This is a genomic window from Aquabacter sp. L1I39 (genome assembly GCF_017742835.1).
Taxonomy (GTDB): Bacteria; Pseudomonadota; Alphaproteobacteria; order Rhizobiales; family Xanthobacteraceae; genus L1I39.
The window spans coordinates 3,310,556-3,332,845 of sequence record NZ_CP072392.1 but is presented as its reverse complement, the minus strand read 5'-3'; the positions used below and the strand labels follow the sequence as shown (position 1 = coordinate 3,332,845).

The 22,290-nt window shown below is 68.0% G+C and carries 22 protein-coding genes; 2 read left to right on the top strand and 20 right to left on the bottom strand.

Annotated elements, in window-relative coordinates; genetic code table 11:
- Window positions 1-104: 104 nt before the first annotated feature.
- From J5J86_RS15075 to J5J86_RS15025, 11 genes are all read right to left on the bottom strand, one after another.
- Window positions 105-962 (bottom strand): SDR family oxidoreductase, encoded by an 858-nt coding sequence (locus tag J5J86_RS15075; protein WP_209099392.1) that lies wholly within the window; start codon window positions 960-962, stop codon window positions 105-107.
- A 40-nt stretch (window positions 963-1,002) separates the two neighbouring features.
- A complete protein-coding gene (locus J5J86_RS15070; protein ID WP_209099390.1) occupies window positions 1,003-1,623 on the bottom strand; it encodes a cysteine hydrolase family protein in 621 nt (206 codons plus the stop codon).
- 9 nt (window positions 1,624-1,632) lie between these two features.
- Complete coding sequence (locus J5J86_RS15065; protein WP_209099388.1) at window positions 1,633-1,836, bottom strand: hypothetical protein; 204 nt, start codon at window positions 1,834-1,836, stop codon at window positions 1,633-1,635.
- Window positions 1,837-1,965: 129 nt separating this feature from the next.
- Entirely contained in the window at window positions 1,966-2,469 is a 504-nt protein-coding gene (locus J5J86_RS15060) for a YciE/YciF ferroxidase family protein (protein WP_209099386.1), read from the bottom strand.
- 328 nt (window positions 2,470-2,797) lie between these two features.
- Window positions 2,798-3,628, bottom strand: coding sequence for a carbohydrate ABC transporter permease (locus tag J5J86_RS15055; RefSeq protein ID WP_209099384.1), 831 nt, complete (start codon window positions 3,626-3,628; stop codon window positions 2,798-2,800).
- Window positions 3,625-4,548 carry a carbohydrate ABC transporter permease gene (locus tag J5J86_RS15050; RefSeq protein ID WP_209099382.1) on the bottom strand — a complete coding sequence of 308 codons (924 nt, stop codon included), beginning with the start codon at window positions 4,546-4,548 and terminating at the stop codon, window positions 3,625-3,627. Before J5J86_RS15050 ends, J5J86_RS15055 begins: the two co-directional genes overlap by 4 nt.
- 263 nt (window positions 4,549-4,811) lie before the next feature.
- Window positions 4,812-6,077 (bottom strand): ABC transporter substrate-binding protein, encoded by a 1,266-nt coding sequence (locus tag J5J86_RS15045; protein ID WP_209099380.1) that lies wholly within the window; start codon window positions 6,075-6,077, stop codon window positions 4,812-4,814.
- A gap of 54 nt (window positions 6,078-6,131) precedes the next feature.
- The gene (locus tag J5J86_RS15040; protein WP_209099378.1) at window positions 6,132-7,187 is read right to left on the bottom strand and encodes an ABC transporter ATP-binding protein; all 1,056 of its coding nucleotides are present in this window, start codon (window positions 7,185-7,187) and stop codon (window positions 6,132-6,134) included.
- The gene (locus tag J5J86_RS15035) at window positions 7,184-7,984 is read right to left on the bottom strand and encodes a DeoR/GlpR family DNA-binding transcription regulator (RefSeq protein WP_209099376.1); all 801 of its coding nucleotides are present in this window, start codon (window positions 7,982-7,984) and stop codon (window positions 7,184-7,186) included. The genes J5J86_RS15040 and J5J86_RS15035 overlap by 4 nt, the downstream gene beginning before the upstream one ends.
- A 159-nt stretch (window positions 7,985-8,143) precedes the next feature.
- Window positions 8,144-9,220, bottom strand: coding sequence for a tartrate dehydrogenase (locus J5J86_RS15030; RefSeq protein ID WP_209099374.1), 1,077 nt, complete (start codon window positions 9,218-9,220; stop codon window positions 8,144-8,146).
- Window positions 9,221-9,268: 48 nt separating this feature from the next.
- Complete coding sequence (locus tag J5J86_RS15025; protein WP_209099372.1) at window positions 9,269-10,219, bottom strand: tripartite tricarboxylate transporter substrate-binding protein; 951 nt, start codon at window positions 10,217-10,219, stop codon at window positions 9,269-9,271.
- Window positions 10,220-10,375: 156 nt separating this feature from the next.
- Between J5J86_RS15025 and J5J86_RS15020 the strand changes: the two genes are divergently transcribed.
- The gene (locus J5J86_RS15020) at window positions 10,376-11,131 is read left to right on the top strand and encodes a GntR family transcriptional regulator (protein WP_209099370.1); all 756 of its coding nucleotides are present in this window, start codon (window positions 10,376-10,378) and stop codon (window positions 11,129-11,131) included.
- Here J5J86_RS15020 and J5J86_RS15015 read toward each other — a convergent pair.
- Window positions 11,112-12,032 (bottom strand): LysR family transcriptional regulator, encoded by a 921-nt coding sequence (locus tag J5J86_RS15015; protein ID WP_209099368.1) that lies wholly within the window; start codon window positions 12,030-12,032, stop codon window positions 11,112-11,114. The two genes, J5J86_RS15020 and J5J86_RS15015, sit on opposite strands and share 20 nt — an antisense overlap.
- 137 nt (window positions 12,033-12,169) lie before the next feature.
- Here J5J86_RS15015 and J5J86_RS15010 point away from each other — a divergent pair, with 137 nt between their 5' ends.
- A complete protein-coding gene (locus J5J86_RS15010) occupies window positions 12,170-13,783 on the top strand; it encodes a GMC family oxidoreductase (RefSeq protein ID WP_209105406.1) in 1,614 nt (537 codons plus the stop codon).
- A 3-nt stretch (window positions 13,784-13,786) separates the two neighbouring features.
- Here the strand turns inward: J5J86_RS15010 and J5J86_RS15005 are convergent, their stop codons facing one another.
- From J5J86_RS15005 to J5J86_RS14970, 8 genes are all read right to left on the bottom strand, one after another.
- Entirely contained in the window at window positions 13,787-15,001 is a 1,215-nt protein-coding gene (locus J5J86_RS15005) for a PQQ-dependent sugar dehydrogenase (RefSeq protein WP_209099366.1), read from the bottom strand.
- Window positions 15,002-15,079: 78 nt separating this feature from the next.
- Window positions 15,080-15,847, bottom strand: coding sequence for an aspartate/glutamate racemase family protein (locus J5J86_RS15000; RefSeq protein WP_209099364.1), 768 nt, complete (start codon window positions 15,845-15,847; stop codon window positions 15,080-15,082).
- 3 nt (window positions 15,848-15,850) lie between these two features.
- Window positions 15,851-17,218, bottom strand: coding sequence for an amidohydrolase family protein (locus J5J86_RS14995; RefSeq protein WP_209099362.1), 1,368 nt, complete (start codon window positions 17,216-17,218; stop codon window positions 15,851-15,853).
- Window positions 17,219-17,235: 17 nt separating this feature from the next.
- The gene (locus J5J86_RS14990; RefSeq protein ID WP_209099360.1) at window positions 17,236-18,051 is read right to left on the bottom strand and encodes an amino acid ABC transporter ATP-binding protein; all 816 of its coding nucleotides are present in this window, start codon (window positions 18,049-18,051) and stop codon (window positions 17,236-17,238) included.
- A 5-nt stretch (window positions 18,052-18,056) separates the two neighbouring features.
- Window positions 18,057-18,710, bottom strand: a complete 654-nt coding sequence (locus J5J86_RS14985; protein WP_209099358.1) for an amino acid ABC transporter permease — start codon at window positions 18,708-18,710, stop codon at window positions 18,057-18,059.
- Window positions 18,711-18,774: 64 nt separating this feature from the next.
- Window positions 18,775-19,650 (bottom strand): transporter substrate-binding domain-containing protein, encoded by an 876-nt coding sequence (locus J5J86_RS14980; RefSeq protein WP_209099356.1) that lies wholly within the window; start codon window positions 19,648-19,650, stop codon window positions 18,775-18,777.
- 328 nt (window positions 19,651-19,978) lie between these two features.
- Entirely contained in the window at window positions 19,979-20,773 is a 795-nt protein-coding gene (locus tag J5J86_RS14975; RefSeq protein ID WP_209099354.1) for a GntR family transcriptional regulator, read from the bottom strand.
- 52 nt (window positions 20,774-20,825) lie between these two features.
- Window positions 20,826-22,283: an aminotransferase-like domain-containing protein gene (locus tag J5J86_RS14970; protein ID WP_209099352.1), complete on the bottom strand. Its 1,458-nt coding sequence runs from the start codon at window positions 22,281-22,283 to the stop codon at window positions 20,826-20,828.
- Window positions 22,284-22,290: the final 7 nt, after the last annotated feature.

Below are 22,290 nucleotides of genomic sequence, written 5' to 3'. Positions count from 1 at the left end.
CGCGATCGGCGCTGACCCTTGCCGCCGACCCTTGCCGCCGCCCCCTGCCGCCGACCCCTGCCGCCGATGGGTACGGAAGGGATCGGTGCAGCTGTGTCACGCCCTCAGAGAAAGGCCTTGCCGCCGGTCACGGCCACGGTTGCTCCCGAAACATAGCTGGAGCGCGGATCGGCCAGCATCACATAGGCGGTGGCGAGCTCCGCCGGCTGGCCGGGCCGCCCCATGGGGACGGACGTGCCGAAAGTGCGCACCGCCTCCTCCGGCATGGTGGAGGGGATGAGCGGCGTCCAAATGGGACCCGGCGCCACCGCATTCACCCGGATGTTGCGCGCGCCCAGCGCCTGGGCGAGTCCGGCGGTGAAGTTGTGGATGGCGCCCTTCGTGGTGGCATAGGCCAGGAGGGACGGATTGGGCTGATCGGAATTGATGGAGGCCGTGTTGATGATGGATCCGCCCGCCTTCATGTGCTTCAGCGCGGCCTTGCTGAGATAGAACATGGCATGCACGTTCACCGCGAAGGTGTGCGCCCATTCCTCGTCTGAAATATCTTCCGGCTTCTCGAAGCTCGCCTGATGAGCGGCGTTGTTGACCAGGATATCGAGGCCGCCCAAAGCCTCGGCGGCATCATCCACCAGGCGCTTGCAGAATTGGGGATCGGAAATGTCACCGGCGGACAGGATAGCGGTGCGGCCAGCCTCCTCCACCAGGCGGCGCGTCTCTTCCGCGTCCTCGTGCTCCTCCAGATAGGCGATGCACACATCCGCCCCCTCGCGGGCGAAGGCGAGGCAGACGGCGCGACCGATGCCGCTGTCGCCGCCGGTCACGAGGGCCTTGAGGCCCTTCAGCCGCCCCGAGCCTTCATAACTGGTCTCGCCATGATCGGGGCGCGGCGACATGGCGTTGGTATAGCCGGGCATGGGCTGCTGCTGGGCGGGCATGGGCGGGCGGGCTGGTGCGTTCATGTGTCTCTCCACTGTTGCGCGGCAGAAGATCGGGCCGGCATCATGGCTCGGCCAGGGGGCTCCACGCCGCCAGGATTTCGTCGGTGTCTGCCAGTTCAACCTGCTGCGGCAGGCGGGCGCGCAGCAGGGCGAGGACGGCGTCGTGCCCGGTGTCGGAGGACGAGCAGACCGCATCCCGCGCGATGATGGTGCGAAAGCCGAGGTCCACCGCGTCGAACACGGTGGCAAGTACGCACACATCGGTTTCCGCCCCGGACAGGATCAGGGTGTCCACCTCCAGCCGCCGCAGGACGGGGAAGCAGCGCGGGCCGGAAAAGGCGGAATAGCGCGACTTTTCCACGGCCCGGGCGGGCGGCGCGAAGGCCTTCAATTCCGGCACCAGATCCAGCATTTCCGGTGGGAGAACCTCCCCCGTCAGATGCCGCCATCGCTCATAAAAGCGCTGCCACGCTCCCGGCATGTCCTGCGGCGTCTCGGGGGGCATGAAACGGGAAAAGACGGTGCGGGCTGGCGCCCGCTCGACCAGCGCCAGCACGGCGGGCAGGATGCGCGGAGCCCAAGGCGTTGGCCAGGGACCGCCGGGAGCGAAGAGGCGCTGCATGTCGATGCAAAGATGCGCCGCGCGCCTGCCGAGCGGCCCATTCGTGAGGCCCTGCCCCATGGCGCGGCCTCACTCCTCCGGTGGCGGGCCGGCCTCCCCCGGCCGCCCCGTGGGCTGGTCGGCGCCGCGCTTGCCGATCCCCACCACCGCGGCCTCGCGGCTGGGATAGGGACCGGACACCGGCGTGCCGTCTTCGGCCACCGCCCACCATCCGGGCATCACGTCATGCCCGTCGGCTTCGTTCTCTCCGATCAGCTTGGGTTTCAGCCACATATTGACCTCCTGTGCGGACGAGGCGTCGCAGGGACTGGCCGAGCCTGCGCAGGCCCGGCACGGGCGGCATCCCTGCTGCGCACCCCTCCCGCGCCGGGCGAAGGACGGGTGCGGAGGCGCGGTCTGCCGTCACGCCGCCTTGGCGTTGACCTCGGCGCCGGCGAGGCGGGTCAGGAGCGCGTCGGTTTCCTTCTCCTCCTTGAGGGTCGCCTCGAAGAGCGGCACTGCGTCCAGCATGCCCAATTGCTGGGCCCAGGTCTTCAGCGTGCCGTAGCGGGAAATCTCGTAATGCTCCACCGCCTGCGCGCCCGCCAGGAGGCCCGCATCCAGCGCTTCCTTGCCGGAGAAATCCTCGATGATTTCCTTGCCCTCGTCGATGATGCCGACGATGGCCGGGCAGTGCTTGCCGCGCGCGGCCTTGCCGAGCATCTCGAAGACCTGTTCCAGGCGCTCGATCTGGCCTTCGGTCTGCTCCTGGTGCTGCTTGAAGGCGTTCCTCAGGTCCTCGGAGCGGGCTGCCTTGGCCATCTTGGGAAGCGCGCGCAGGATCTGCTTTTCGGCGTAATAGATGTCCTTGAGGGTATCCAAGAACAATTCATTCAGAGAATTGTCCTGACCATTGTCCTCTTTCATCGACTTCTGCTGAGCCATTGGGGCATTCCCTTGAATTGTGCGGTCCGTCCGGAAGCGGCGCCCGGCGTGTGCCGGCGCCGCCTTTCGCGGACCTCAGGGAAACGGCCGGGCGGCGCGACGGTTCCGCCTTGCGGCGAAAACGCACGCGAAGACACCGCGCAACGCCAGCTTTACATTGAAGACTTTGCGGGAAAGAGAAGACGCACGCTGAAAAGCTTTACCATTACAAGCGCGAGCGCAGCACTGGATCTGGGCGGAGGGTCTCCCCTCTGGAGTGCAGTCCGCCTGTTCAGTGAATCACCCTCTATCTCATTGCTCGGCGCATGCTCTATCGGATGCCGGCGCGCAGGAAGGCCTGGATGAACTGGCGCTGGAAGATCAGGAAGGCCACCATCAAAGGCGCCACCACCATCAGCGTGGCTGCGGAGATGATGGAGATGTTCACCCCGCTCTCCGGCGCACCAAAGAGCGACAGCCCCACGGTCAGCGGGCGGGTGTCCGGCGTGTTGGTGACCACCAGGGGCCAGAGGAAGTTGTTCCAGTGCGTGGCCACGGAGACGAGGGCATAGGCCAGATAGACCGGCTGCGCGGCGGGCACATAGACGCGCCAGAGCACGCCGAGCCAGGAGCAGCCCTCCACCCGCGCCGCTTCCTCCAGTTCCATCGGCACCGACTTGAAGGCCTGGCGCAACAGGAAGATGCCGAAGGCGCTCGCCACATAAGGCAGACCCATTCCGGCGATGGTGTCGATGAGTGCGAGGCGCGAGACCATGGCGTAATTCTCCACGATCAGCACCTCCGGCAGGATGAAGAGCTGCAAGAGGACGAGCACGAACAGCGCCTCGCGCCCCGGAAAATGAAAGCGGGCGAAAGCGAAGCCCGCCAGCGTGCACAAGAGGAGCTGGCCGGCGAGCGTAAAGCTCACCAGGGCGAGGGTATTCAGCGCATAGGCGAACCAGGGCGCAGCGGCCCAGGCGGCGCGGTAATTGTCCAGCGTGAAGGGCGCACGGCCGGAAAAATCCAGCGCCTGCCCGGCGGGATGCACCGAGGCCCAGGCGGCGAACAGGAGCGGCGCGATCCAGATGAGCGCGAGCAGCAGCGCGCCAGCGGCGTCCAGCGTCGGAACGAGGCGCAAGCGGGGGAGAAAGGCGGCGCTCATCGATAATGGATCCGCTTGTCGAGCACGGCGAACTGGAACACCGCCACCGCGCCCAGCACCGCCAGCACCATGACGGTGAGCGCCGCCGCATGGGGCCGGTCGAAATAGGAGAAGGCCATTTCCCAGATCCAGTAGAGCACCAGCTTGGTGGCGTTGTTCGGCCCGCCCTTGGTGAGGATGAACAGGTGATCGATGAGCTTCACCGAATTGATCAGCGCATTGATGAAGATGAAGGCGGTGGTGGGCATCAGCAGCGGCAGCAGCACCCGCCGCAGATAGGTCAGCCGCCCCGCCCCCTCCACGCGCGCCGCCTCCTTCAGGTCCGGCGGGATGGTCTGGAGGGCGGCGAGATAGAAGATCATGAAGAAGCCCGCCTCCTTCCACACGGTCACGACGATCACCGCGCCCAGCGCCGTCTGCGGCTGGCCGAGCCAGTTGACGGGCGGCAGGCCGACAAGGCCGGTGAGCGTGTCGATGACGCCGAGGCCCGGCGTGTAGAAGAACAGCCAGAGATTGGCGGCCGCCACCATGGGCAGGATGGTGGGGGTGAAATAGGCGCCGCGCACGAAGCTGCGCAGGGGGATCTTGGCATCGGCCCACAGCGCCATCGCCAGCGCCAGGAGGATGGAGGCGGGAATGGTCACGCCCGCATAGATCAGGGTGTTGCCCAGCACCGTCCAGAAAGTCGGGTCAGCAATGAGATCGGCATAATTCTCGATGCCGTTGAACACCGCCGGCCGTCGTGCCGTGCCGCGCGAGAACAGGCTGCCCCAGAAGGTGGCGAGCGTCGGCCACACCGCGAACAAGGACAGCAACACCAAAGCCGGCGTCACCAGCATCCAGCCATAGAGGGCCAGGAGCTGCCGCTGGCGCCGGGCGAGCGCGTCGGGGGCGGGGTCTGAGGCGCGGAGGAAGGGCATGGGATCGTCCGGAAAGCCGGGGGAGCGCGAGACGCCCTCCCCCGGCGAGGGTTCGACTGAGACCGACGGAGCCATTTTGAGAACCTTGCGGTCCCGTCTCCGTCGTGGCCGGGCTCGTCCCGGCCATCCACGGGGATGGGCCTGGACGAAGCCTCCAACGGCCATTCAAGCGGTTGGCCGTGGATGCTCGGGTCAAGCCCGAGCATGACAGTTTCGCTTGAAACCAAGACGCGGGTTTTTCGGCTCCGCGCCTGCTCTCATCCTCAGTGGCTGTAGGGCTTCAGCAACTGGGTGGCGGTGGTCTGCGCGGCCTTGAGCGCCTCGGCGGGGCTCTTGGTGCCGGTGAGCGCCGCCTGGATGGCGTTGTTCAGCGCCTCGCGGACGCGGGCCGTGTCCCAGGTGGAGAATTCGGCGATGGCCACCTTGAGCTGATCACGAGCCACAAGCGCCTGCGGGAATTTTTCGCCATAGGCCTTCAGCTGGGCCGTCTCATAGGCAGCGGGGCTCACCCCCACATAGCCGGTGGCGATGGACCATTCGGCGGCCCGCTCAGGCGCGGTCATGTAGCGGATGAGCTTGAGGGCGGCGGCGCGCTCGGCCTCGGTGGCGCTCTTGAACAGGTAGAAATTGCCGCCGCCGGTGGGGGAGCCCGGCTGCTTGTGGGCGGGCAGCTCGGCGACGCCGAACTCGAACTTGGCCTCGTTCTTCACGGCCGTCAGATTGCCGGTGGTGTGCCACATCATGGCGGTCTGGCCCTGCACGAAGGCCTGGCGCAGCGTGCCCCATTCCACGAGGCCGGCGGGCGAGATCTTGTGCTCGGTGGCAAGCGACTTCCAGAACTGGAGGGCCTCGATCACGGCCGGATCATCGAAATGAACGGCGGCGCCGTCCTTGCTCATGAGCTCCTTGCCGTTCTGGATCGCGAAGCACTGGAACATCCAATAGGGATAGCCGGTGGACGGCACCATCAGGCCATAGCGGCCGTCCTTGGTGAGTTTCTTACCCATGGCCACCATCTCGTCCCAGGTCTTCGGCGGCTTGTTGGGGTCGAGGCCGGCTTCCTTGAACATGTCCTTGTTGTAGTACATGACGATGGTGGAGCGCTGGAACGGAATGCCCCAGGTCTTGCCCTCGACGCGGCTATTGGCCATGAGCGCGGGATAGAAGCCGTTCAGCCACGCCTTCTCGTCGTCGGTCTTCACCACGTCCTCGAAGGGCACCACGAGGCCCTGCTCCACCAGGTCATAGGCATCGATGGAGAACAGAACCGAGAGCTGGGCCGGCTTGCCGCTCTTGATGGCGGCCAGCGCCCGGACGCGGGTGTCGTCATAATTGCCGGCATAGACGGCGGTGACGGCAACGTCCGGATTGTCCTTCTGGAAGCCCTCGATCATGCCGTCGATCACCTTGGTGAGCGGGCCGCCGACGGCGATGGGGTAGTACATGGTCAATTCGGTCTTGGCGAAAGCCGAGACGGTGGCGGCAAGCAGGCCGGCCGCGGTGGCGGCGGCGGTGAGGAAGCGTCTCATGTTCGTGTCCTTCGGGGGGTTGGAGGAACGCGTACAGGGGGTGAAGGGAAAGGCTCAGGCCGGGGCGAGGGATGGCACGCGGCGCCCGCTGTCCCACTCGAAGACGTGGACCGCGCCCGGCTCCCAATCGAGGGAGAGCGTGGTCCCGGCTGCGGGCTCGAAGCGGCCGGGGACGCGGGCGACCATCTCCTCCCCGCCCTCCAGGGTGAGGTAGAGGAAGGTCTCCGCGCCGAGGAATTCCGCCGCCGTCACGCGGGCGCCGAGGCGTCCCTCGCCCGCAGGACGCACCCGCAGGTCTTCCGCCCGCACGCCCGCCATCAAATGCCGTTCGGCGGCAACGTCCGGCAGCAGGCGGGGAGCTGGAATGAGCGCCATAGGCGGGGTGCCCACAAAGCCGGCGGCAAAGGCGGTCGCGGGCGTCATGTAGAGGTCGGCCGGCGTGCCCTGCTGCTCGATGCACCCGTTGCGCAGCAGGATCACCTGGTCGGCCATGCCCATGGCCTCGGTCTGGTCGTGGGTGACATAGATCACGGTCATGCCGAGCCGCCGCTGCAAAGCGCGGATGTCCTGGCGCACGGCATGGCGGAGCTTGGCATCGAGGTTGGAGAGCGGCTCGTCCATCAGGCACAGCGGATGATCGGCCACGATGGCGCGGGCGAGCGCCACGCGCTGCCTCTGGCCGCCGGACAAGGCGGCGGGGCGGCGGTCCTCATAGGTTTCGAGGCCCGTCAGGTGAAGCGCCTCCTTCAGCTTGCGATCCCGCTCCGCGCGCGGCACCCGCCGCACTTTCAAGCCGAAGACGATGTTCTCGGCGACGGTGAGATGGGGAAAGAGCGCATAGGACTGGAACACCACCGAAAGCCCGCGCGCGGCCGGCGGCAAGGCGGTCACGTCGCGACCGCCGATCTCGACCCGGCCGCGATCGGGCGTTTCAAGGCCGGCGATGAGACGCAAGGTGGTGGACTTGCCGCAGCCGGAGGGGCCGAGCAGCACGGTGAAGCTGCCGCGCGGGACGCTGAGGGACAGATCCTCCACTCCGCCGCCGCCGGGAAAGGTGCGGGTGACGTGGTCGAGGCGCACGAAGTCCTCGTGCGAGGCGAGCGGGATCATGCGGCTCCTCCCGTGCCGTCCGCGCCCGTCTGGGCGATGTGCAGGCGCGAGCGGATGCCCTCTTCCGCGAACAGGGCCGCGAAGGCGGGCGGCGGCGGCGCGTCCAGCACCAGGAGGTCCGCCTCCTCCAGCCGCCCGCCGCGCGCGGGAGCCGGGCGGCCGAGCTTGCTGACATCAGCCACCAAGATGGAGCGCCGGCAGCTCTCGCGCATGGCCTGGCGAGCGAGCACCTCGGCCCGATCGAAATCCAGCAACGTGCCATCGGGCTCGATGCCGGCGACGCCGAAAATGCCGAAATCCACGCGGTAGTCGCGATACATGGCCTCCACCTGCGGCCCAAGGAAATCCCGGTCCGGCAGGCGCACCGCCCCGCCCGGCAGCACGATGCGGTTGGAGGGCTGGCCACTCAGCGCCATGGCGACGTTGAGATTGTTGGTGATGACGGTGAGGTCCTCATGGCCGCGCATGGCCAGGGCGACGAATTCCGGCGTGGTGCCGATGCCGAAGGAGACCGAGGCGCCATTGGGGATGAGCCCGGCCACATGGGCGCCGATGGCCTCCTTGGCGGCGGGGTGGATGATGCGGCGGGATTCGTAAGGAAGGTTGACGCGCGGCGCCTCCAGATACTCCGCTCCGCCGCGCCGACGGCGCAGCAGATTGGCATCGCACAGGAGGTTGATGTCCCGGCGGATGGTCTGGGGCGTGACGCCAAAGAGAACGGCCAGCTCCTCGATATTGAGGAAGCCGCCGCGCTTGGCCCGGTCCACAATTTCATGCTGCCGGGGCGTTATGTTCATACCCATCCATCGCCACGTTCATTTGAACATGGCGCGCACCCTATGGATGGTCATTGAAGGTGAGACGTCAGTTGGATGACATTCAAATGAATGTCGCCAGCGCACAAAAAAGCCCCGCGACCCGCCCGGAGGTGGATCGCGAGGCCCCCCGCCGGCGTGTCAGGCGTTGGCGCCTGCGATGGCGTCGATGACGGCGGCGGTGACATCCGCCGTGCGGGCGGTGCCGCCAAGATCGGGCGTGTGGAAACGGGCATCGCCGGTGACGCGCTCGATGGCCGCCATCAGCCGCGTGGCCGCCTCCGCCTCTCCCAGATGCTCCAGCATCATCACCGCCGACCAGAAGGTGCCCACCGGATTGGCGATGCCCTTGCCGGTGATGTCGAAGGCCGAGCCGTGAATGGGCTCGAACATGGAAGGGAAGGCGCGCTCGGGATTGAGGTTCGCCGTGGGCGCGATGCCCAGCGAGCCGGCCAGCGCGGCGGCAAGGTCGGAGAGGATGTCGGCGTGCAGATTGGTGGCGACGATGGTGTCGAGGCTTTCGGGCTTCATCACCATGCGCACGGTCATGGCATCCACCAGCATCTTGTCCCAGGTGACATCCGGGAATTCACCGGCCACCTGGTTGGCGATCTCGTCCCACATCACCATGGCGTGGCGCTGGGCGTTGGACTTGGTCACCACGGTGAGCAGCTTGCGCGGCCGGGACTGGGCGAGGCGGAAGGCAAAGCGCAGGATGCGCTCGACGCCCGCGCGGGTGAACATGGACACGTCGGTGGCCGCCTCCAGCGGCGAACCCTGGTGCACGCGTCCGCCCACGCCCGCATATTCGCCTTCCGAATTCTCCCGCACGATCACCCAGTCGAGCCTCCCGGCGTCAACGCCCCGCAGCGGCGAGGTGATGCCGGGCAGGATGCGGGTGGGGCGGACGTTGGCGTACTGGTCGAAGGGCTGGCAGATGGCGAGGCGCAGGCCCCACAAGGTGATGTGGTCGGGAATGTCCGGGTGCCCGGCGGAGCCGAACAGGATGGCATCGTGGGCGCGGATCTGGTCGCGGCCATTCTCCGGCATCATGCGGCCGTGGCGCTTATAGTATTCCCCGCCCCAGTCGAACTCATCCACTGCGAAGGAGAAGGTGCCCGCCCGCGCCGCCAAAGCGTGGAGCACCTCCACGCCCGCTGAGATCACCTCACCGCCAATGCCGTCGCCGGGAATGGCAGCAATCTTATAGGTCTTCATCAGGGTCTCCGAAACGATCCGGGTCGCAGGTTGCAATGGGGAAGAGACTCAATTGGGGGCGACAGCCGCCAGCAGCTTGCCGAGCCGCTCGATCTCCGCGCGGAACTGCCGGTCGAGGGCGGCCGGGGTGGCGAGGGCGTCCGGCACGGGGACGGTGCCGAGGGAGGCCATGCGGTCGATGACGGTGGGGTCCTTCAGCGCCGTCTTCAGCGCCTCCGACAGCTTCAGCCGGATCGCCTCCGGCGTCCCCTTGGGCGCCCAGAGCGCATGCCAGGCGGTGATTTCAAAGCCTTTGAGGCCGCTCTGGTCGAGGGTCGGCACGTTGGGAAGCGCGGCAATGGGCGCGCGGGTGGTGACACCGAAGGCCTTGATGTCGCCGGACTTGATCTGGTTCACGGTGTTGGTGGTCTGGTCGCACATGAGGTCGATGCGCTTACCCACCAGGTCCAGCATGGCCGGGCCCGAGCCCTTATAGGGCACGTCCACGAACTTGGCGCCCGTCTCCTTGGCGAGCACCAGCGCGCACAGATGGGAGACCGAGCCCACCCCGGCCGTGCCGATGGTGAGCGAGGTGCCCTTGTCCTTCAGCAGCGCCAGCAGCTCCGGCATGGTGTTGGCTTTCAGGTCCGACCGCCCCACCAGCACCATGGGCACCTCGGTGACGAGACCGACGGAGGAGAATTCCTCCGGCTTGTAGGGCAGCTTGGGATAGAGCGGAGCGAAGGTGGCCACCCCGATATGGTAGAGCAGCAGCGTGTAGCCATCGGGCGGCGCTTTCGCCACGTCGCCCGCGCCCAGCGAGCCGCCGGCGCCGCCTTTGTTCTCGATCACGATCTGCTGGCCGAGGCTCGGCGTCATGGCCTGGGCGACAAGGCGGGCCACCGTGTCGCTCGGCCCGCCCGCGGCGGCGGGCACGACGATGGTGATGGGCCGCTCCGGATAGCGGGACTGCGCGTGCCCCTCTGTCGCGAAAAGACCAAAGACAGCAGCGGCCGCCATCGCAAGAAGCCTTGAATGCACCCGTCCCTCCCATGAATTTTTTGTTGCATGCAAGTTTGCATCGATGATGAAACCTGTCAAGCGCGCGGGGGAGACGACGCTTTCGCTCGGGCGGAGGCCGCTCTAGAAGGAAGGTTAGGGCAACGCGGAACGGCCATGGCGGACACAGAGGCAGAGGCGCAGGTGAAGGACGGGGGCCAAGACGCCAACGGCGCGCCCTTGCGCCTGCGCGCGCCGGCTGCGGTGGCAAAGCCCAACCTGGCCGACCAGGCCTATGAGGCCATCAAGCGCGCGGTGCTCGAAAACACCTATCCGCCCGGCTACCAGGCCGGCGAGGTGGAAATCGCCCGCCAGTTGGACATGAGCCGCACGCCCGTCCACGAGGCCATGGCGCGCCTCCAGGAGGAGGGGCTGGTGCGCATCCTGCCCAAGCGGGGCATCCTGGTGCTGGGCCTGTCGCCGGACGACATCGCGGACATTTACGACGTCATCATCGCCCTCGAAGGCGCCGCCGGGGAGCGCCTCGCACGCCTGGCTGAGCCGGAGCGGCACGCCAGCGCCGCGCTCCTGGAGCGCCACACGGCGGACATGGACGCCGCGCTCGCCGCCGCCGACCGGCCCGCCTGGGCCCGCGCCGACAAGGCCTTCCACGATGCGCTGGCGCAGGCCAGCGGCAATGAGCGGCTCGGCCGCATGGTGGGCACGGTGACCGACCAACTCCACCGGGCGCGCCTGTTCACCCTCCATTTGCGCCCTTTGCCCACCCGCTCGGCGCAGGACCATGGCGCGATCACGCAGGCCATACGGGCCGGCGATCCCGAAGCGGCGGCTCACGCGGCGCGCGCGCACCGACGGCACGCGCGGAACGAACTGGTGCCCCTGCTGCGCCAGCTCAGGCTGAACAATCTGTAGCGTCCGCCCGGCGCCCCGCGAAAAGCGCGCGGTCCTCCCGCGCGGCCGCCTGTAGCGCGTCGAGGACCGCCCGCACGCGGTTCAACCGCCGCAGGTCGTCATGCACCGAGATCCAATAGCTGCGGGTGAAATGCAGCGCCTGCGGAAGGATCGGCACCAGTTCTGCATGGGCGGCGGCGAGGAAATGCGGCAGCACGCCCACCGCCGCGCCGCTCACCACCGCATTCACCTGCGCCATCACACTGGTGGAGCGCACGGCGGGTGTGACCTCCACATGGTCGGCCAGCAGCGAGAAATCGAGCGCGCTGGTGAAGAGCAGGTCGGGAATATAGCCCGCCATCACATGGGCCTTCAGGTCCGCCGCGCAGGTGGGGTAAGGGCGGGTCGCGAAATAGGCCTGCGTGCCATAAAGGCCCAGGCCGTAATCGGTGAACTTGCGCACGCTCAACTGACCCGCGCGCGGGCGGTCGAGGGTCAGCGCGATGTCCACCTCGCGGCTTGCGAGGGAATAGGCGCGCGGCAGGGCCACCAGTTCCGTATCCAGGCGCGGATTGGTGGCGGTCAGCCGCGCAAGGCGCGCGGCCAGATAGCCCACCCCCAGTCCCTCCGGCGCGCCGATGCGCACCCGGCCGGCCACCTGCATCTCGTCCTCGCCGAGGCCGGAAATCTTGCGCAGGACCACCGCCTCCATCTCTTCCGCCGCCTGGGCGAGGCGCTGGCCCTGCTCGGTGATGACGGTACGCCGGCCTGCGCGGGCCACGAGCGGCGCGCCCACCTCCTGCTCCAGCCGCGCCACCCGCCGCCCCACCGTGGTGTCGTCAATGCCCAAGGCCCGCCCCGCGCCCGACATGCGCCCTGTGCGCGCGAGATGGAGGAAGATGCGCAGGTCGTCCCAATCCATGAGGCTCATTCCTGCAAATTTGCAGATCGGTGCGGAGATTATCGTCCTTGAATGCAGAACTCCAGGCTGGCACCTCACCCTCAAGCGCAACCGGGGCCAAGCGCAACCGGGGCGACGGCGCGCGGGAGGAATGCGGCATGCAGGCAGATGGGGATTTCGACTATATCGTGGTGGGCGCCGGCACGGCCGGCTGCATCATGGCCAACCGCCTCTCCGCCGATGGGCGCCACCGCGTGCTGCTGCTGGAAGCCGGCGGCGATGACAATTGGATCTGGTTCCACATCCCGGTGGGCTATCTCTTCGCCATCGGCAATCCCCGCGCCGACTGGATGTTCCGCACAGTCGCGGAGGCCGGCCTCAACGGCCGCTCGCTCGCCTATCCGCGTGGCAAGGTGATCGGCGGCTGCTCGGCCATCAATGCCATGATCTCCATGCGCGGCCAGGCGGCGGACTATGACCATTGGCGCCAGCTGGGCCTGCCCGGCTGGGGCTGGGACGAGGCGCTCGGCGCCTTCAAGCGCCTGGAGGACCATTTCCTTGGCGCGAGCGACATCCACGGCGCGGGCGGCGGCTGGCGCATCGAAGCCCCGCGCATCAGCTGGGCGGTGCTGGATGCGGTGGCGCAAGCGGCGGGAGAACTGGGCATCCGGTCCGTGCCGGACTTCAACACCGGCGACAATGAGGGCGTGGGCTATTTCCACGTCAACCAGAAGCGCGGCCGGCGCTGGTCCTCGGCGCGCGGCTTCCTGAAGCCCGCTTTGTCCCGCCCGAACCTGCGCCTTGAGACCGGCGTGACAGTCAAACGCCTCATCCTCGAGAACGGCCGGGCCGTGGGCGTGCGCTACCGGGCCAATGGCGCGGTGATGGAGGCGCGGACCAAGGGCGAGGTGATCCTGTGCGCGGGCGCCATCGGCTCGCCGCAGGTGATGCAGCGCTCCGGCATCGGGCCGGGCGAGTGGCTGGCGCCGCTGGGCATCGAGGTGAAGGCCGACCGGCCGGGGGTGGGACGCAACCTCCAGGACCATCTCCAGCAGCGGGCCATCTACAAGCTCCAGGGCATCCGCACCCTGAACGAGACCTATTATTCCCTGCCCCGCCGCGCCCTCATGGGGCTCGATTATGCCCTGCGCCGGCGCGGGCCCTTGACCATGGCGCCGTCGCAACTGGGCATCTTCACCCGCTCCGACCCGCACCAGGAGCGGGCCAATATCCAGTTCCACGTCCAGCCGCTGTCGCTAGACAAGTTCGGCGAGCCGCTGCACCGCTTCCCCGCCATCACGGTGGCCGCCTGCAACCTGCGGCCCACCTCACGCGGCACGGTGCGCATCCCCTCGGCGGAAATCGACGCGGCGCCGGTCATCGCGCCCAATTATCTCTCCACCAACGAGGACCGGCAGGTGGCGGCCGACGCCATCCGCGTCACCCGCCGCCTCATGCGCCAGAGTGCGCTGGCGCCCTACAAGCCCGAAGAATATCTGCCCGGCCCGGCCGTGGGCGATGATGACGCGGCGCTCGCCAAGGCGGCCGGCGACATCGGCACCACCATCTTCCATCCCGTGGGCACGGCGAAGATGGGGCTCGCCTCCGATCCGATGGCGGTGGTGGATGCGCGGCTCAACGTGTTCGGCGTGGAGGGGCTGCGCGTGGTGGATGCCTCCATCATGCCCACCATCACCTCGGGCAACACCAACACCCCCACCGCCATGATCGCCGAGCAGGGCGCGCGGCTGATCCTGGAGGATGCCCGCTAAAGCCTACTTCTCCGGCGTCAGGCGCACCAGGGCGCCATCGGCGGCGTCGGTCAGCACATAGACCGCCCCGTCCCGGCCCACCGCCACGTCGCGGATGCGCCAGCGGCCTTGCAGGTAGCGGGCCTCGCCCGTCACCTTCTGTCCATCGAGCGTGAGGCGCACCAGCGCCTTGCTGGCGAGCCCTCCGATGAGGATGCTGCCGCGCCAGGTGGGGAAGAGGTCACCCTCGTAGAAGGCCATGCCGCTCGGGGCGATCACCGGGTCCCAGTAGTAAAGGGGCTGCTCCATGCCGGCCTTGGCGGTGAGGCCCTGCCCGATGGGCTGGCCGCTATAATCCTCGCCATAGGTGATGACCGGCCAGCCATAATTGCGCCCCGCCTCCGGGCGGTTCAGTTCGTCGCCGCCACGCGGGCCATGCTCCACCAGCCAGAGCGCGCCATCCGGGCCGAGGGTGGCCGACTGGACGTTGCGATGGCCATACGACCAGATTTCCGGCCGGCCATCGGGGATCTTCGGATTGCCCGGCGCCGGTCCGCCATCGGGAGAGATGCGCAGCACCTTGCCGATATGGGTGGAGACATCCTGCGCCAACTGGCGCGGCTGCGGCAAAGAACGCTCGCCCGTGGTGACGAAGAGCGCGCCTTCCCGGTCGAAGACGAGCCGCGAGCCAAAATGCATCGTGGAGCGCCAGGCGGGCTGCTGCTGGAAGATCACCCGCACATCGGACAGGGTCGTGCCATCGGCAGACAGGGTGCCCGTCGCCACGGCCGTGGCATTGGCGCCCTCCCCGCGCGGCTCGGCGAAGCTCCACCAGACGCGCCGGGTGCGGTTGAAATCATCGCGCACCGCCACGTCCAGCAGGCCGCCCTGGCCGCGCGCATCCACGGGCGGCAGGCCGGAAATGGGTGGGGAGACGGTGTCGTCCGGGCGGATGAGCCGCAGGCGGCCGACGCGCTCGGTCACCAGCCAGGAGCCATCCGGCAGCTGGGCCATGCCCCAGGGCCGCTCCAGGCCTTCAGCCACCACCGAGGTGCGAAGCTCGATCTTGTCCGCGATCACCGGCGTCCGGGTCTGGCCGGGAAAGGCGGGCTTCTGGCTGGGCACGTTGGGCGGGGCGGCGTTGAAATCCTGCGCCAGGGCCGGCCCGCTCAAGAGAAGGCCCGCCAGCAGAAGGAGGCGCCACGCCGATCCGCCTGTCCGTTTCTCCGTGCCAAACATCTGCCTCTCCCCGGATCGCGTGCACGCATGATGCACCAACGCCGGATCGGGGGCAGGCGTTTCCCGGCGGCTTCCGGTTCAAGAATGCGCGCTTTGCACCTGTGGCCGATGCTCGATCCAGGCGGCAAGGGCGGGCGGCACGCCACGGGCGGGCTTGGCGCCAGGGCGGGCGAAGCGACCGGCGGAGGCGGGTCGCGGATTGAGCCGGGCCAGCAAGGTCGCCTGCCCCACGGCCGCGTCGAGCGGGTCCACCAGCGGCACGGGCACACGATCGGCGACCCGCGCGGCGAGGCCCGTGAGCGGGGCACCGGCGAGGATCACCGCGTCCGCCTTGTTCTCATGCACCGCCCGGCAGGCGAGCGCCACCAGTTCGTCCTCCAGCTCGTGCTGCACATTGTCCACCGAGCGGAAGGGCACGTCGGGCACCAATATGCCGGCGCAGCGCGCCTCCAGGCGCGAGAGAGCGACGGAATCCTCGTACCAGGCGGTCAGCGCATGGGAGAAGGTAACGATGGCAAAGCGCGGGCCGAGCATGCAGGCGGTCAGCATGGCCGCTTCCGCCATGGCGGTGATGGGCAGATCGAACAATTCCCGCGCCGGGATGAGGCCGGGATCGCCATAGGCGCCGATGACGATGGCATCCATGCCCGCCTTGTGGCGGGCGATGAGGTCGAGCGTGGTGGTGCCGGCCACCTGCGCCTCGCCCCGGCTCGCGATATAGGGCACGCCCTCCTCCGCCGTGAGGGGCACCAGTTCCACGTCCGGCGCCAAGGCGCGGCGGGCGCTCGCGGCCATCTTCTCGGTCATGCCAGCGGAGGTGTTGGGATTGATCATCAGGATGCGCATGGGTCAGCCCGCCTTTGCCCGCTGCCACAGATTTTCGATGGCGATGGCGGCCTCGCGGCGGATGGCGTCCGCATCCACTCGCGTGGGCCGACCGTCCTCCACCACCACTTCGCCATCCACCGCCACCAGTTCCACATCGCGCCCCTGCGCCACATGGACGAGATTGCCGAGCGCATTGGTGCGCGGCGTCAGATGGGGTCGGCGGAAGTCGAAGGCGACGAAGTCCGCCTTCTTGCCCACTTCTATGGAGCCGATCTCGTCCTCCAGCCCCATGGCGCGGGCCCCCGCCATGGTGGCCATCTCGAACACGGTGGACGGCTGCCAATCCTCGGTGACGGACCCGATCTGGATGCGGCCGACGGCCAGCGCCCAGCGCATCACTTCCACCATGTCCGCATGCATGTTGTCGGTGCCCAGCGTGAGCTTGGCGCCGGCGGCCCGCAGCTTGTGGGTGGGGGCGATGGTGGCGCCGGTCGCATTGCCCTTGGCGATATGGGCCACATGGATGCCGGCGCGGCCGATGCGGGCAATGTCGCTCTCGCTCACATGGATGCAATGGGCGGCGGTGAGGCGGTCGTTCAGGAGGCCGACCTCCTCCAGCAATTCCGGCGGGCTGATGCCGTCACGCTCGCGGATGCGGGCCACCTCCACCTTGCTTTGGGACAGATGGGTGGTGACGCGCAGGCCCTTTTCGCGCGCGGCTTCGCCGATGCGCCGCAGGAAGGGGGTCGAGCAGGTGTCGGGGGCGTGGGCCGCAAGCTGCACGCCGATGCGGCCGAAGCTCTTGCCCTCATAGCGGTCGGCGAGATCCAAAGCGGCCTGCAAGGTGCGATCGCCGATGGCATCCACATGCTCCCAGCGGCCCACCGAGACGCCCGAGAAATCCACGTCATGGATGCGCCCGCACGACCAGACCCGCAGGCCGATATCGGCCATGGCGGGCGTCACCACATGGGCGTGCACGAAGGTGTCGTTGATGAGGGTGGAGCCGAACAGCAGCGCCTCCAGGGCGCCGAGGCGGGCGATGGCATAGGCCTCCTCCTCGCTCACCATGTGGCCCTGCGGGATGCCCGGCGTATAGGCCGGCGCGAAGCCCAGATCCTCGGCGACGCCCCGCACCATGGAGAGGTTGGCGTGGGTGTGCACGTTCACAAGGCCGGGGGTGATGACCCGCCCCGGCAGGTCCAGGGTGCGCCGGGCCGCCGGCGGAGGCGCGGCGGGTGTGGCGGCTTCCACCAGGGCGAAGCGGCCATTTGTGATGCCGATGACGGCATTTTCGATGCAGTGGCTCGCTGGGGCGCCGGTGAGAATTGTGGCGCCGGTGACGACCAGGTCGTAGAGCGGCTCGGCGCCGGAGAGCATTTCGGACATGGGGACCCCGATGCGGATTAACGGTTCAACACATGGGCGAGGAAGCGCTGGGTCTTTTCCTCGCGCGGGGCGGTGAAGACCGCCTCCGGCGTGCCCTCTTCCACGATATGACCATCGGCCATGAAGATGAGGCGATCGGCGACGCGGCGGGCGAAGCCCATTTCGTGGGTGACCACCACCATGGTCATCCCCTCGCGGGCGAGCGTGCCCATCACATCCAGCACCTCGTGCACCAGTTCGGGATCGAGGGCGGAGGTGGGCTCGTCGAACAGGATGAGGCGCGGCTCCATGGCCAGCGCGCGAGCAATGGCCACGCGCTGCTGCTGGCCGCCCGAAAGCTGGGAGGGCCGCTTGTGGAGATGGTCGGAGAGGCTCACACGCGCCAGTTGCTCGGCGGCGCGCGCCCTGGCGACCGCTGCGGAGACGCCCAGCACCTTGCGCGGGCCGATGGCCACGTTTTCCAGCGCGGTCAAATGGGGAAACAGGTTGAAACGCTGGAACACGAAGCCGAAGCGGCTGCGCTGAAGCGCGAGGCGCGCCTCGGGCAAAGGCTGCCAGCGGGCCGCCTCGCCCACATAGGCCCCGCCAATAGGCTCGCCCTGAAGCTCGATCTGCCCGGCGCTCGGCGTCTCCAGATAGTTCAGGCAGCGCAGAACCGTGGTCTTGCCCGAGCCGGAGGGGCCGATGAGCACCAGGGTCTGGCCCGCCATCACGTCGAACGAGATGCCCTTGAGGATCTCCCGCTCGCCGAAGGTCTTGCGCAGTCCGCGCACGGACAGAAGCGGCTTCTCATGCACGGTGACCAAGGGGGCGGCGTCTTGAATGTCGATCATGACCCTCACCAGGCCGGCAAGCGCCGCTCGATCACCCGCGACATGTAGGAGAGCACGGAGATGATGGCGTAATAATAGAGGGCAAGCAGCGCGAAGATTTCGAGCGGCGCGAAATGGGAGGCGATGATGGCCTGCCCCGAGCGGGTCAGCTCATAGACCGAGATGACGGAGAGCAGCGACGTATTCTTCAACAGCGTGATCACGTCATTGGTCAGCGCCGGCACCATGGGGCGGATGGATTGGGGCAGGAGGATGTAGAGCAGGATCTTGTCCTGCGTCATGCCGATGGACTTGGCCGCCTCGGTCTGCCCCTTCTCCACCGCGCCCACCGTGCCGCGCACGATCTCCGACACATAGGCCGCGCAATTGAAGGACAAGGCGATGACGCCGGCCCAGAACTCGCCGAGCCGCAGCCCCATGAGCGGCAGGCCGAAGAAGAAGATGAAGATCTGGATCAGCAACGGCGTGCCGCGGATGAAGTCCACATAGGCCCGCACAAGCCAGCGCGCCCAGGTCCAGCCGCCGAGCGCGATGAGGCCGAGCGCGATGCCGCCGGCAAGGCCGAAGATCGCGGCTAGAGAGGCGATCTTCAGCGTCATCACCGTGCCCACGGCGAGCAGGGGAATGGCCATCTCGACGACGGCCCAGTCAATGGTCATAGGCATCCATCCGCATCACAGGGGCGGCGGGGACGGGCGCGGTGCCCGTCCCGATCAGCAAGGGTCAGGAGAAGTCGGGGATCTTGTCGGAGAGCTTCATCTGCGTGCCGAACCACTTTTCCTGCAGCTTGTAGATCTCGCCATTGGCTTTGAGCGCCGTGATCCGCTCGTTCAGGAAGTCGATGAGCTGGGTGTCTTCCTTGCGGGTGCCGATGCCCGCCCAGTTGCGCGGGCCAATGTCGCGCACGATGACGTACTTGCCGGGGGCGTCCTTCACCACCTGGGTGAGGGTGGCGAGCGAGTTGATGACACCGTCCACGGAGCCCTGGGCCAGCGCCAGATAGGCGGCGGGGTGGTCGTCATAGGTCTTCACTTCGGAAAAGCCCTTGCCGGTATCGGCCTTCAGCTTCTCTTCCAGCTTGGTCTTCATGGTGTCGCCGGCCGAACCCAGCTTCACGCCCAGGATCTTGCCCGACATGCCGTCCAGATTCTTGATGGTGCCGGCATCCGAGGCACGGATGAGCATTTCCTGCGTTGCCTCGGTATAGGGGATGGAATAGCCGACCTTGGCCACCCGCTCCTTGGTGTAGGTGAGCGAGGTCATGATCACATCGAAATTGCCGGCATAGAGGGCGGGGATGACGCCGGCCCAGGCGGTGTCGATGAACTCCACCTTCACGCCCAGGGGCGCGAAGATCTGCTTCGCCAGATCCACGTCGTAGCCGACGATCTCGCCCTTGTCGCGGAAGGTGAAGGGCCGGTAGGCGGCCTCGACGCCCACGCGGACGACACCCGCCTTCTTGATGTCCTCAAGGGTCAGCGGCCCCGCCTTTGCGGGCGTCAGCGCACCCGGCAGAAGCGTGGCGGCGGCGAGCAGCAGGCCCGACATCTGGACCAGACGGCGGCGGGAGATGGCGGTCCCGGAACGGGGGAAGAACATGAGGCTCTCACTTTCCTGACGGCCCGAAGGGGGGCGGAAATGCGTGATCAGATTGCATTCCATCTGATTTAATTTAATTTCTACAGTAAGTTAGCCCGGCTAGGCCAGATCCGATCTGCCGATTCATTAGGCATGCAGCCGCTCAAGGGCGCGCCATGCGCCGCCGGACGCGCCGGTGCGGCACGGGTCCAAACCAGACGGAACGCACGAATTTCACCTTGCCGGCCACGGCTTAGCCGCGCGGCCACGCACGGGGCCGTGGCCGCGCGCCGGGAGACCGGACGCGGGAAAGCGCCTGGAATCGCCTGTTATTTGTGCAGATGCGCCGTCAATCGGCGGAAAAAGCGTCCTCGCCGTCGCTCGCGTCCGCAGCGTCCGCCGCCTCATCCTGCACCACGGCCGCCAGCACCGCGCACACCGTCTCGCCCGTGCGGATGAGGTGCCGCCGCCACACGCGGCCGGCGGCGACGCCGTCGCGGGCATGGAGGGCGCTCATGAGGGCCTCGTGTTCGCCGACGGATTCCGCCCAGCGGTCGGGGGCGACAATGGCCATGTAGCGCCCGCGCCGGGCGCGCAGCATCAGGCCCGCATGGGTGGAAATGAGGATGGGATTGGCGGACAGGCGCACCACCGTGTCATGGATGGCGCTGTTGAGGGCGAAATAGGGGTCTTTTTCCTGCCGCTGGTAATGGTCGAGCATGCGCGCATGCAGGTCGTCCAGTTCGGCGAGATCGGCGGGCGTCATGCGCATCACCGCCAGCTCGGCCGCGAGGCTCTCCAGCCCCGCAATGACCTCGAACAGGTTCGAGGCCTCGGCGGGCGTGAACGACATGATCCGCGCGCCCTTGTTCTGGGAAATCTCCACCAGCCCCTCGGCCTCGAGCAGCTTCAGCGCCTCCCGCAGCGGCGTGCGCGACACCGCCATGGCCTCGCACAGGCTGCGCTCCACGATGCGCCCGCCGGGGGGCAGCTCGCCGCGAATGATGCGGTCCCGCAGCCGGTCGGCCACCTGGCGCGCGAAGGGGATGCGCCGGGACAGCCGGGTGTCTGTCTGGGTGCGGCGGGATGCGCCCGCCTCAGTGCTCTGCCCTCTGGACAATGATCCGTCACCGCCTGTCTTCACGCCGCCATCCATAGCGCGTTCGGCGCGGCGGGGACCAGCCCTCTGCCCGGCCTTACCACGCCGCCGCGCCCGGCAGATGCTCGCCCATGAAGCGCTCGAAGCGGGGATCGTCCGCATAGGCCACATTGATGCGCATGGCCGGCCGGTGAGCGCCGCCTTGATGGGCACCCGCTTGATGAGCGCCTCCTTGGGGATGAAACACCGCGCCCGGTGCCAAAAGGATGCCGCGCTTGGCCGCCGCGCGGGACAGCGCCGCATCGTCGAGCCCTTCCGGCAGTTCGCACCACAGATAGAAGCCCCCGCCCGGCGGTCCGAACATGGGCAGGCCGAGCCGGCCCAAGGTCGCCTGGGCGGCGGCGGTGGCGGCATCCACCCGCCAGCGCAGGCGCTTCAGATGGCGCCGATACTGGCCGGACGTGATGAGGTCGTGGACGATGCGCTCCACATAGCCGGAACTGTTCACCGAGGTGACCATCTTGAGCGCGCCGAGCCGCTCGATGAGCCGGGGCGCGGCCACCACATAGCCGCAGCGCAGGCTGGCCGAGAGGGTTTTCGCCAGCGTGCCCACATAGATCACCCGCTCCAGCTGGTCGAGCGCGGCGAGGCGCGGGCGGGCGGCGGGCAGGATGTCGGCGAAAGGATCGCTTTCCACGATCACCACATCATGGCGCGCCGCCACCTGGAGCACCCGGAAGGCGATGGCGGGGGTGAGCGAGCAGCCGGTGGGGTTGTGGGCCAGCGACTGGGTGAAGAAGAGTTTCGCCCCGCTCTCCACGATGGCCCGCTCCAGCGTCTCCACGTCCGGGCCCTCGGGCGTGCGGGGCACGCCGATCATGCGGGCCTTGGCGAGGCGCAGCTTGCCGAAGAGCGGGTAATAGCCGGGGCTGTCCACCAGCACCGCGTCGTCCGGCTCCACCAGCGTGCGGATGATGAGGTCGAGGGCGTGGTTGGCGCCCTGGGTCATCAAGACCTGCGCGGGATCGCCGGCGATCGCCCGCTCGGTGAGCAGCGCGGCGATGGCCTCGCGCAGCAAAGGAAAGCCGAACGGGCTGCCATAGCTCGCCGGAAAGGGACGGCTGCCGGGACGGTTGATGGGTTTGAGATACCGCCCCACCTCCGAGCCCTCCATCCAGGAAGGTGGCGGGCGGCCATCGCCGACGCGCACATCATAGTGCTGCTCCAGCTGCTCGCGCAGCAGCCAGACGCTGTCCACCGCCTCCACCACGGCGGGACGGGTGGGCACGGCGGGGGCGGGGCGCGGGGTGCCCAGCACATAGAAGCCGGAGCCGGGACGGGCCTCGATGCGGCCTGATGCGGCAAGCCTTTCATAGGCTTCCACCAGGGTGTTGCGCGACACGCCAAAGGCCGAGAAGGCGGAGCGGATGGAAGGCAGGCGCTCCCCCGGGCGCATCTGCCCCCGGTCGATGCGCTCAGTGAGGGCGCGCACGATGGCGCCGACCCGCGAGGGCGCCTCTGCAGTCTGTGCGTCTGTCTCGGCAACCGTACCCATGATCTGA

Excerpts from the sequence above, each read along its gene's own strand:
- J5J86_RS14985 (WP_209099358.1), bottom strand. The coding sequence starts at position 18,710 with ATGACCATTGACTGGGCCGTCGTCGAGATGGCCATTCCCCTGCTCGCC.
- J5J86_RS15070 (WP_209099390.1), bottom strand. The coding sequence starts at position 1,623 with ATGGGGCAGGGCCTCACGAATGGGCCGCTCGGCAGGCGCGCGGCGCAT.
- J5J86_RS14970 (WP_209099352.1), bottom strand. The coding sequence starts at position 22,283 with ATGGGTACGGTTGCCGAGACAGACGCACAGACTGCAGAGGCGCCCTCG.
- J5J86_RS15075 (WP_209099392.1), bottom strand. The coding sequence starts at position 962 with ATGAACGCACCAGCCCGCCCGCCCATGCCCGCCCAGCAGCAGCCCATG.
- J5J86_RS14980 (WP_209099356.1), bottom strand. The coding sequence starts at position 19,650 with ATGTTCTTCCCCCGTTCCGGGACCGCCATCTCCCGCCGCCGTCTGGTC.
- J5J86_RS15055 (WP_209099384.1), bottom strand. The coding sequence starts at position 3,628 with ATGAGCGCCGCCTTTCTCCCCCGCTTGCGCCTCGTTCCGACGCTGGAC.
- J5J86_RS15050 (WP_209099382.1), bottom strand. The coding sequence starts at position 4,548 with ATGCCCTTCCTCCGCGCCTCAGACCCCGCCCCCGACGCGCTCGCCCGG.
- J5J86_RS15015 (WP_209099368.1), bottom strand. The coding sequence starts at position 12,032 with ATGGATTGGGACGACCTGCGCATCTTCCTCCATCTCGCGCGCACAGGG.
- J5J86_RS15005 (WP_209099366.1), bottom strand. The coding sequence starts at position 15,001 with ATGTTTGGCACGGAGAAACGGACAGGCGGATCGGCGTGGCGCCTCCTT.
- J5J86_RS15040 (WP_209099378.1), bottom strand. The coding sequence starts at position 7,187 with ATGATCCCGCTCGCCTCGCACGAGGACTTCGTGCGCCTCGACCACGTC.
- J5J86_RS15030 (WP_209099374.1), bottom strand. The coding sequence starts at position 9,220 with ATGAAGACCTATAAGATTGCTGCCATTCCCGGCGACGGCATTGGCGGT.
- J5J86_RS15010 (WP_209105406.1), top strand. The coding sequence starts at position 12,170 with ATGCAGGCAGATGGGGATTTCGACTATATCGTGGTGGGCGCCGGCACG.
- J5J86_RS15035 (WP_209099376.1), bottom strand. The coding sequence starts at position 7,984 with ATGAACATAACGCCCCGGCAGCATGAAATTGTGGACCGGGCCAAGCGC.
- J5J86_RS15020 (WP_209099370.1), top strand. The coding sequence starts at position 10,376 with ATGGCGGACACAGAGGCAGAGGCGCAGGTGAAGGACGGGGGCCAAGAC.
- J5J86_RS14990 (WP_209099360.1), bottom strand. The coding sequence starts at position 18,051 with ATGATCGACATTCAAGACGCCGCCCCCTTGGTCACCGTGCATGAGAAG.
- J5J86_RS15060 (WP_209099386.1), bottom strand. The coding sequence starts at position 2,469 with ATGAAAGAGGACAATGGTCAGGACAATTCTCTGAATGAATTGTTCTTG.
- J5J86_RS15065 (WP_209099388.1), bottom strand. The coding sequence starts at position 1,836 with ATGTGGCTGAAACCCAAGCTGATCGGAGAGAACGAAGCCGACGGGCAT.
- J5J86_RS14995 (WP_209099362.1), bottom strand. The coding sequence starts at position 17,218 with ATGTCCGAAATGCTCTCCGGCGCCGAGCCGCTCTACGACCTGGTCGTC.
- J5J86_RS15045 (WP_209099380.1), bottom strand. The coding sequence starts at position 6,077 with ATGAGACGCTTCCTCACCGCCGCCGCCACCGCGGCCGGCCTGCTTGCC.
- J5J86_RS15025 (WP_209099372.1), bottom strand. The coding sequence starts at position 10,219 with ATGGCGGCCGCTGCTGTCTTTGGTCTTTTCGCGACAGAGGGGCACGCG.
- J5J86_RS15000 (WP_209099364.1), bottom strand. The coding sequence starts at position 15,847 with ATGCGCATCCTGATGATCAATCCCAACACCTCCGCTGGCATGACCGAG.